At 35.0% G+C, this 1,643-nt stretch carries 2 protein-coding genes and 1 pseudogene; 1 reads left to right on the forward strand and 2 read right to left on the reverse strand.

The window, feature by feature from the left end:
* Positions 1-188: pseudogene (locus tag PR800_RS19565) on the forward strand (hypothetical protein); the annotation flags it as partial.
* Positions 189-260: 72 nt separating this feature from the next.
* Here PR800_RS19565 and cdiI read toward each other — a convergent pair.
* Complete coding sequence (gene cdiI, locus PR800_RS19570; protein ID WP_210848840.1) at positions 261-674, reverse strand: ribonuclease toxin immunity protein CdiI; 414 nt, start codon at positions 672-674, stop codon at positions 261-263.
* Between the two features lie 11 nt (positions 675-685).
* Positions 686-1,643 (reverse strand): CdiA family toxin C-terminal domain-containing protein (locus PR800_RS19575; protein ID WP_272531270.1); only part of this gene is annotated, 958 nt, incomplete at its 5' end.

Raw genomic sequence — 1,643 nt, forward strand, 5'->3', positions numbered from 1 at the left:
GCGAAGAACAACGCTATTACCGCGAAGAAATTCACTTAAAAAAAGGTGGGCAAGACTACGATGTGTGGGCTGGGCAAAAGAGCAGATCATTCACGATATTCTTGATCAGTACGAAAAACATATTCACTTCTTACACTTATTGGGTAAGTAGTCCTAAAAAAGAAACATTACCTAAAATGTGTCGATAAAAATTCACAGGCGGCTAAAATCATAACCGCCTGTGTTTATTCAATTGTCTATTAATACAATAGAATCCTATTTCATGACATTTGCATTTTTGATAATAAAGTACTGACGCTAGCTAAGTCTTCAGGATGAATTTTTAAATATTTTTCACAAGCTAATCTGACATAGTGGAAGCAAATTTCTTCACTGACGACTATTTCATCATCTTTTTCTGGAGGATAACCTATTGCAAAAAAAACACCCTCTTTAAAAATCATATCATCTAAAAATCCATCATATTCACAAGCAAAATGACAGTATGCACCATCAGTACTACAGCCTATCTTTTGAACTATGTGGTCTACAACATCTAAGAAACGGTGATCATTATACATCCGATCAAAATAAGTTTTGATGATCCAATCCTTATGATCATAATTGTTTTTATCCCCATAATTATAAGGTAATCCAAACAATAAATGATTTAATTCATCAAAAGACTCATTCATATAAATTATTCCTATTGAGGATGAAAATTGCTAACACCTTTAGTTTTGGGATCTAAATAAACTCTAAAGGTAACACCACCTGCTTTAGCGTTATAAGATTGTAATCCTTTTACTATAGCATCCTTATATCCATTAGCGGCTGCCTGTTGCCCTAAATCTAATATTTTTTGGTCTGTATAAACTTTCGGGTCATAAACTGTTTTTTTAAATGGTTCCGCACCATTACCTTTATAGTTACCTGTTAATTTTCCTGCTGCATCTTTTGTTGGGATCTTATATTCAATTTGGGTGATACCTTTCACGCCTGTTGCCGTTTCCCTAATAATCTGTAAACCTTTTTCCCTAACTGCACCATAAAACGCATCTGCATTATGGGCTCCAGAAACTCCCGCTCTTTGAGTAAATTTGTCCATCGTCGCTAAATGTATTGGTAAATCAATATTGATACTTATACCGTCAGGAGTTTTAGTCGCTCTTTTTGGAAAGAAAACATTATTAACTTTTGTAACTTTGGCTAATTTACCCAAAACAACAACTGCTCTTTCCATCGGTAATGAGGTCAGTACTGCTGCTGCATAATCTTTGGTATCTTTAGCCTGCATTAGTGCCATCATGGTATCAGATACTGGCAAAATTTCTAAAATAGCCTTTATAGGGTCTTCTTTACCATCCCCTTTTAAATATTGGGATCTTATTTTTTGTTTTTCCTGCTCTGTCAAACCACTATCACTTTCAAGTGCTTTTTCTAACGAAAATGCGCCACCAAAATACTTATCGCCAGCTGAACCATAAAAATTATGCAAATAATGGTTATAAAGAAACACATTCTCAGCTGCACCTGCAGCACTGTGCGCACCATTCGACTCACCAGTTACAATAGCCCCTAGGACTTTAATTTTCTGTGTATTACCTTCTAAATTATTTTTGCTTTTGTTATCAAGAGATAGTGCAGCCAATTCAGCGGCTAAA

Origin of the sequence: Providencia sp. PROV205 (assembly GCF_028479505.1) — a bacterium.
In the GTDB taxonomy this organism is placed as follows: Bacteria; Pseudomonadota; Gammaproteobacteria; order Enterobacterales; family Enterobacteriaceae; genus Providencia; species Providencia huaxiensis.

What these genes read in the sequence shown, in the direction of transcription:
- cdiI (WP_210848840.1), bottom strand. Translation starts at nt 674, where the DNA reads ATGAATGAGTCTTTTGATGAATTAAATCATTTATTGTTTGGATTACCT.